This is a genomic window from Mammaliicoccus sciuri (genome assembly GCF_002901825.1).
GTDB classification, from domain to species: domain Bacteria; phylum Bacillota; class Bacilli; order Staphylococcales; family Staphylococcaceae; genus Mammaliicoccus; species Mammaliicoccus sciuri.
Window position 1 is genome coordinate 80,251 of the sequence record NZ_PPQD01000007.1, and the last position, 6,736, is coordinate 86,986.

Below are 6,736 nucleotides of genomic sequence, written 5' to 3' on the forward strand. Positions count from 1 at the left end.
GAGCCGCCTATTTATCTTGTTTCACCAGTCTTGATAAATACAAGGCGCCTATTTATCTTGTTTCACTAGTCTTGATAAATACTGGGCTCCTGAATGTTGCTTGTCGTGACTCACTTGCAATATTCACACCTCCAACAACACTCATCTCTATCTAAAAAGTAAGAAACCGTCTGAAAATTTCAGACGGTTTCTTTTATTATTCCAAATTCGCGTGTTTATTTTGCATAAATGTTTCACTTACGTTTAATTGTTCCATTAAATCCATTACGATACTATCTAAATATAATTGAGTGCTTTGTTCGAACAGACTTCCTAGTGGTTGTTCTGATCCTTTTTCATCATATTTAGTACCTGCTGGTAAAACGATCACGTCATCTGCTATTTCAGCGATTGGTGATTGTTCCTTTGTAGAAATTAATATGATGTTCGCTCCAATATCTTTTGCTGTTTGTGCGAGTAATTTTAAGTGAGCTGTTGAGCCTGAACCAGAGACAATCAATAATTTATCTCCTTCTTTAATAGAAGGTGTACTTGTTTCACCTACTACATAGCTTTTCTTACCTAATTGGTTCAATCTCATAGCAAAACTGTTCGCGACAAATGCAGAGCGTCCTTTAGCTGCTACAAACACTGGAACTTCTGACTGCAAGCTATTTACGAATTGCTCAGTATCCTTCAAGTCTACTTGATTTAATGTTTGCGTGAGTTCATTCAATATTAATTGATAACGGCTCATATTACTTACCTTCGATAATTTCTCTACATAATTTTGCAGCTGCTTTTGGATCGTCTGCGTTAGCAATTCCTCCACCAACAATAATTAAATCTGGATTTTCATCAGCAACAGATTGAATTGTTTCTGGCGTAATACCACCAGCTACTGCTACTTTTGAATTTTTGATAACTGATTTAACTGTACGTAAGCTTTCTAATGGAGATACACCTTCAGCTTGTAAATCGTAACCAGTATGCACAGCGATATAATCTGCACCTAATGCATCTAATTCTTTCGCACGTTTTTCTAAATCTTGAACTGCGATCATATCCACTAATAATTCTTTACCATGTTTATGCGCTTCTTCAACTGCACCTTTAATTGAAGCATCTTCAGCTACACCTAAAATTGTTACGATATCTGCTCCAAATTTAACAGCTTGGCTTACTTCATAACCAGCAGCATCCATAATTTTTAAGTCAGCTAATACTTGAACATCTTTAACAGATTGACTTAATTTTTCTACTGCACCTAATCCTTCATTAATAACGATAGGTGTACCGATTTCTACTATATCTACATATTCCTCAACTTGTTGCGCTAATTGAGCTGCTTCTTCTTTATTTAATAAATCAATTGCTAATTGTAATTTCATATTAATCTTATCTCCTTTATCTATATTACTTTACACTTATAATTGTGATACAATGTATAAAATTATGCAATACTGACAAATATGTCACTTAGTGAAGAAATGGGGTTGTATTATGGTATTAATTAACTATAAAGAAACGGAATATTATAATTCTAAAGACTTAGCATTATCTGTTATTGGCGGTCGTTGGAAAATACCAATCATCTGGCATTTACTACAAGCGTCACCTCTTAGACTCAATGAATTAGAAAAGAAACTACCAGATATTAATCAGCGTATGCTTATTAGACAGTTGAGAGAACTCGAAGACGATCATATCGTAAACCGTACTGTATATCCGGTCGTACCACCTAAAGTTGAATATAGTTTGACACAAATAGGTAAAGATTTAGAACCTGTTGTTAATGGCATTTGTGACTGGGGAGACGAATTTTTAGACTTTTTAAATACTAAAGATAAAGCCTAATCACATATTACTTTTAATCGCTTCATAGTTTGCTACAATAAAATAAAAAGGGGTATTTTATGACAACTCAAAAACTTTCACAAGAAGAACAAGCTGAACTGCTTACAACTTTACAAAAACGATTCGAAAAATTTCCAGAACGTCATAAAAATATAGAATGGTCAGATGTAGAAAAACGATTAAATGAACATCCAGAAAAATTATGGTCACTTAATCAAATGGAACAAACTGAAGGAGAGCCTGATGTAATAGGATTAGAAGATGATGCTTATATATTCGTAGACTGTTCTAAAGAAAGTCCTAAAGGCCGTCGAAGTGTTTGTTATGATAGAGCAGCATTAGAATCTAGAAAGAAACACAAACCAGAAACAAGTGTAATGGACATGGTTCATGAAATGAACGTTACATTACTTAATGAAGAACAATATAGACATTTACAAACACTCGGTGAATTTGATAAGAAAACATCAAGCTGGATTGAAACACCTACAAAAATTAGAGACCTTGGTGGTGCATTATTCTGTGATTTACGGTATGACACAGTATTCACTTACCATAATGGCGCTGATTCTTATTATGGCGCAAGAGGTTTTAGAAGCATGTTAAAAATATAAAATAAAGCTTCCTCAATTTGTCTCAAGAAGACAAGTTCAGGAAGCTTTTTCTATACAATCATTACCTAACCACTTACACCGTATATTAAACCGGTTATGACATAACTACTGACAAATTTTTAGAAACAACATACCATATAAGCAAAGGAGGTTATGCTATGACAGAGCCATTCAACGTTCAACTAAACATCGACACTTCACAAAAGACGACGGATATTTCAATCAAAACCTTTGAACAGGAACTTGGTCATAACCTATTAACGTATATTTAACAATTTGAAACATCCAACCATAAAATAGGTATTAAAACATCACAAGGTACATCACTTATTTTAAAGGAAGACATCATTTTTGCAGAAATTTTTGATAAACAACTGAACATCATAACAACCAGTGAAACACTCACAACTCGAATGTCACTCACTGCCTTACAACAAACTTTGCCTAAGCAGAAGTTCGTACAAATTAGTAAATCGTCTATCGTAAACATAGAACATATCAACAAAGTATCACCGTCATTCTCAGGGAATTTATATGCAACTTTATCCAATAATAAAAAAGTAACCATTTCAAGAAGATATGTTAAAAATTTAACTGAAATATTAGGTATATAAGGAGGAGACCATTATGAACAAAATCTTTAAATCTATTCTACAAGGTATCGGTATAGGAAGCAGTATTATGCTCATATTCATCGCAATATTTGAAGTAACAATTGACTTCCAAGCAGTCTTCAGCGTTTATATATTCGGTGCCATTTGTGGATTTCTACCAATAGTTTATGAAATCGATCAAATACCACTCTTATTTAAGCTCATCATTCATTTAGGTGGTAGTATCATTACATTCTTTATCGTTTCAACAATTAATAACTGGATACCATTACAACCAGCACCACTTATCGGAGGCCTCACAACCTTCGCATTAATATTCCTCGTTATCTGGTTTGTATTTATGTATCTCAATATTCAACAAAGCAAAAAAATAAATACAAAACTTAAAAAAATGTAAACAAAGACCCTTAAGGTTCACACCTTAAGGGTCTTCTTTTCCGTATTTACTTATTTTACTGAAATATCTATAATTCACACGATATAGATTCCGTATTACACAATGTGTAATCAATATTAAAATATATTATCTATTCATATCTTCTAAACTCATAATCGATTTCCCCATTGATTATGAAAACTTCTCTTATTTAGTGCTTAAAATCTTAAAGAATATAATTTTTAACGCCAGAAAAATTATAAACCTAAAACTCCCTTATACATTTCGTAAATACACTAAATCCTCTTTATAACCTATAATAACCTATCCGAAAAGAAGAAATGTACAATATCAAATCATAAAGTGTGCTATGAAAAGTATGTGCAACGCTAAAATACAATGTAAATCTAAGTACCAATCGCATCTTCAAAATGACGATTCAAATATAAACAAATTTCATTAATAGTATCAATCGTCTCACCAAACAAAGCAGAACTTCGTTTAAGAATCTTAAAATGCTTTTGGTCTTCTTCCAATCTCACGCATGCAAAGACAAAAATAGAATTGAAAAATTCAGTCTGATCATTAAGAGACTCTCCATATCTCTCATCCAAATCATCCAAAATATCATCTAAACTAATATCTTTAGGAATCACCAGTTCCTCCACTCTATGCATGCCAATCTTACCTTCAGTAATAAACCCCTGAATATCGTAAAACTCAAACTTAATAATATTGTACATTTTAGCCTCCTTTCTAAGGGATGTTATAGGTTATACTTTTATTATATTCAATGCCCATTTATTGTCAATAAATTTCTATGCTTTTTTTATACAAAATATTTAAAATACAATGAAACCCCCGTTAATTCAACGTTTTATAAGCCTAAAAAATTCAAAAAACTTCGATAAAAGTAGTTCAAAATCGTAAAATTCTCAAAAAAATTTATTAAACATAATTTACGTAAAAGTAATATTTAAGACACCTTAAACTTCAAAAAAATGTAATATAAAAATTAAATTTTTCTCAATAAAAGAGAAAGAAAAACAAAAAATCTGCAAAAAAAAAACACGACCTAAAAAGTCGTGTCTGAGAGTTAGAATAATTTTTTTCAAAATACAAATCATTATTTATACTCTATGATTCTCCTCTTTTAAATACATCGCCATAAGCGTTAATTAATTCCTCATTATTTCTTTTAACTTTTTGTTTATTAATGATCTTATTAGCAATTTTATCTAAATATTTTTTATCTGTTTTAAAGAAATTACTAGGACTCGTAACATTACCTAAATCAAATTCATCACCATAAATCTCGTTTAAAACTTGTACATACTCAATTATCAAATCTTTTAATTTATCATCAAGATCGTCTTCTTTATAATTAGACAAAAATTCACCAAATACAAAATCATCTCCTACAAGATCCTGTTTATTCTTGGAACCTGGATCATTATTGGCAATTCTATATATTAGTCCTATAATTGCTATTAGGGCATATCTACCATTATTTAAAATTATCATGTGTTCATTATCAAATATCTCGTTTTCTTGTTTTTTAGATTTTATATCTTGTATGATGTATCCAATTCGTTTATTAAGATCAATCAAATCCCTAATAAATTTCACTTTATTTTTATCTGCATCATAATCTAACTTGAATATACTTTTATAATGATTATTATTCGCAAATAAACTTCTCTTAGCAGATCTTGCTGTACCTGGTTTTTGATAAACAAAAGAATAGAATATTTGTGCAAATTCTTCATTTTTAATTTTATTATCACCATACTTCCTTGGAGTATTTATACCCCTCTTTATTTCTAAAAATATCCCTTGGTCCTTTAGTATCTTCTGTAGTCGTACCATTTCTGGAGCATTTGCTTTTAAATCCTTTGGTTGTATGGCTTTTTGAGAATTTGTTGCTTCAGCAATACTATTGAAAAATGACCTCTCATCAACTTTACTATTTTTCTTTTTAATGATTTTGCATATTAAATAAAAATCTTCCTTACTTGAATCCAAATTTTTGGCTATTAAATGTGTTGTTTGACCTCCATTAACAATTGAGAAATCATATACTTTAACATTATCACCATCTAGACGGTAATCATTACAAGCTATTGTTATCCCATTATTCATTACCCAAAAATCTTCAGGGTTACGTTTCATACTATCTTTAATTGGTTCATCAACATTTTTAGATTTTATATATCTTCTAATATTCATATTGAATAAACCGTCTCTCTCAAATTTCTCATAAGCAACTTTTAAACTATTGGCACTTACATTTACAACTAATCCTTCATAATTATCTGATTCATATTCCAGTGCATTTTTAGACTTATCTATTTCAAATTTAAACTCTTTAGCAACTTCTAAAGATTGCTGCATTTCTTCAATTAATTTATCAATATCAATTTCATTTAATAAGTTAAAATCACCAAACTTCGCACTTTGTATATTATCAACCTTACGAGATACATCTTTTTCATTAACTTGACTAGTCGATGAAAAAAATTACTTCAATATTACCTTCCTCTTCTTCTGGTAAGCTATCTAAAGCATTTCTTAAAATTTTTTTTACATTACTACTATATGTATTCGTATTTTCTTTTTCAAAATCACTTAAAGTACTATTTATCTTACTAACTTCTGCGTTTACATCATTTACTTTAATATTTTTTGAATACTTATTTTGACCAATTATCACTTTAGAATTCTCATCGTCGTAAAATACAAAATCAATACCCCCATCATTTTTACCATCAGTGATATTTTCATTGATCAAGTCATACCAATTCATTTTGTAATCTAATGATTTATAGCAATAAATTGAACACATAAGAATATCAAATGCTCTTTCTCTAGAAATTGCATAGTCATCTTTATGCGCTATATCCATGATTTTATCCAATTCATTTTCAATCATATGTATTTCCCTTCACTTATAAATAATTTTATTATTTAATAAATTAAATTTATTAAGATAATTTTATAACATTTACTCTTTCTGTGCAATTTGAATGTAAACGTTTAACCACTTGCTATAAAAACATCCTACTTAAATAAAACCCAGCCTACATTTCTAATAAATAGTTAAGTAAAATTTAAGGTTGCACATCTACATAACAATTCGATTATTGAGTTATCATTTATTTTATAGCTGGTTTTTCAGTATATTATTTTGACTATTAAATACTAAAAATTCTAAAGTGATAAAAGAATAGACTATAAATAAAAATCAAAACCACCCGTTTAACGGGTGGTTTGTTCTGCGGCTATAAGCCTCTATT

Annotated in this window: 9 protein-coding genes; 4 read left to right on the forward strand and 5 right to left on the reverse strand. The window is 29.9% G+C overall.

Going from position 1 to position 6,736, the window contains the following annotated elements:
- Window positions 1-196: 196 nt before the first annotated feature.
- Window positions 197-736: a 6-phospho-3-hexuloisomerase gene (gene hxlB / locus CD035_RS02125; protein WP_048539985.1), complete on the reverse strand. Its 540-nt coding sequence runs from the start codon at window positions 734-736 to the stop codon at window positions 197-199.
- 1 nt (window position 737) lies between these two features.
- On the reverse strand, window positions 738-1,370 hold the full coding sequence (gene hxlA, locus CD035_RS02130) for a 3-hexulose-6-phosphate synthase (RefSeq protein ID WP_025905795.1): 633 nt from the start codon (window positions 1,368-1,370) through the stop codon (window positions 738-740).
- Between the two features lie 112 nt (window positions 1,371-1,482).
- Here hxlA and CD035_RS02135 point away from each other — a divergent pair, with 112 nt between their 5' ends.
- The 4 genes from CD035_RS02135 (at window position 1,483) to CD035_RS02150 (ending at window position 3,461) form a co-directional block, all read left to right on the forward strand.
- Window positions 1,483-1,836, forward strand: coding sequence for a winged helix-turn-helix transcriptional regulator (locus CD035_RS02135; RefSeq protein WP_037589866.1), 354 nt, complete (start codon window positions 1,483-1,485; stop codon window positions 1,834-1,836).
- A gap of 59 nt (window positions 1,837-1,895) precedes the next feature.
- Window positions 1,896-2,450: a DUF4256 domain-containing protein gene (locus CD035_RS02140; RefSeq protein ID WP_048539983.1), complete on the forward strand. Its 555-nt coding sequence runs from the start codon at window positions 1,896-1,898 to the stop codon at window positions 2,448-2,450.
- A gap of 329 nt (window positions 2,451-2,779) precedes the next feature.
- Window positions 2,780-3,064: a LytTR family DNA-binding domain-containing protein gene (locus tag CD035_RS14250; protein WP_255209531.1), complete on the forward strand. Its 285-nt coding sequence runs from the start codon at window positions 2,780-2,782 to the stop codon at window positions 3,062-3,064.
- A 13-nt stretch (window positions 3,065-3,077) separates the two neighbouring features.
- A complete protein-coding gene (locus tag CD035_RS02150) occupies window positions 3,078-3,461 on the forward strand; it encodes a DUF3021 domain-containing protein (protein WP_048539982.1) in 384 nt (127 codons plus the stop codon).
- Window positions 3,462-3,847: 386 nt separating this feature from the next.
- Here the strand turns inward: CD035_RS02150 and CD035_RS02155 are convergent, their stop codons facing one another.
- The 3 genes from CD035_RS02155 to CD035_RS02165 all read right to left on the reverse strand — a co-directional run bounded on the left by CD035_RS02155 (window position 3,848) and on the right by CD035_RS02165 (window position 6,372).
- Window positions 3,848-4,183: a hypothetical protein gene (locus tag CD035_RS02155; protein ID WP_048539980.1), complete on the reverse strand. Its 336-nt coding sequence runs from the start codon at window positions 4,181-4,183 to the stop codon at window positions 3,848-3,850.
- A gap of 394 nt (window positions 4,184-4,577) precedes the next feature.
- Window positions 4,578-5,834 (reverse strand): AIPR family protein, encoded by a 1,257-nt coding sequence (locus tag CD035_RS02160; RefSeq protein WP_048539978.1) that lies wholly within the window; start codon window positions 5,832-5,834, stop codon window positions 4,578-4,580.
- A 109-nt stretch (window positions 5,835-5,943) separates the two neighbouring features.
- Window positions 5,944-6,372, reverse strand: a complete 429-nt coding sequence (locus CD035_RS02165) for a hypothetical protein (protein ID WP_048539976.1) — start codon at window positions 6,370-6,372, stop codon at window positions 5,944-5,946.
- Window positions 6,373-6,736: the final 364 nt, after the last annotated feature.

Coding starts and splice junctions, on each gene's coding strand:
- hxlB (WP_048539985.1), bottom strand. CDS start 736: ATGAGCCGTTATCAATTAATATTGAATGAACTCACGCAAACATTAAAT.
- hxlA (WP_025905795.1), bottom strand. CDS start 1,370: ATGAAATTACAATTAGCAATTGATTTATTAAATAAAGAAGAAGCAGCT.
- CD035_RS02135 (WP_037589866.1), top strand. CDS start 1,483: ATGGTATTAATTAACTATAAAGAAACGGAATATTATAATTCTAAAGAC.
- CD035_RS02140 (WP_048539983.1), top strand. CDS start 1,896: ATGACAACTCAAAAACTTTCACAAGAAGAACAAGCTGAACTGCTTACA.
- CD035_RS02150 (WP_048539982.1), top strand. CDS start 3,078: ATGAACAAAATCTTTAAATCTATTCTACAAGGTATCGGTATAGGAAGC.
- CD035_RS02155 (WP_048539980.1), bottom strand. CDS start 4,183: ATGTACAATATTATTAAGTTTGAGTTTTACGATATTCAGGGGTTTATT.
- CD035_RS02160 (WP_048539978.1), bottom strand. CDS start 5,834: ATGCAGCAATCTTTAGAAGTTGCTAAAGAGTTTAAATTTGAAATAGAT.
- CD035_RS02165 (WP_048539976.1), bottom strand. CDS start 6,372: ATGATTGAAAATGAATTGGATAAAATCATGGATATAGCGCATAAAGAT.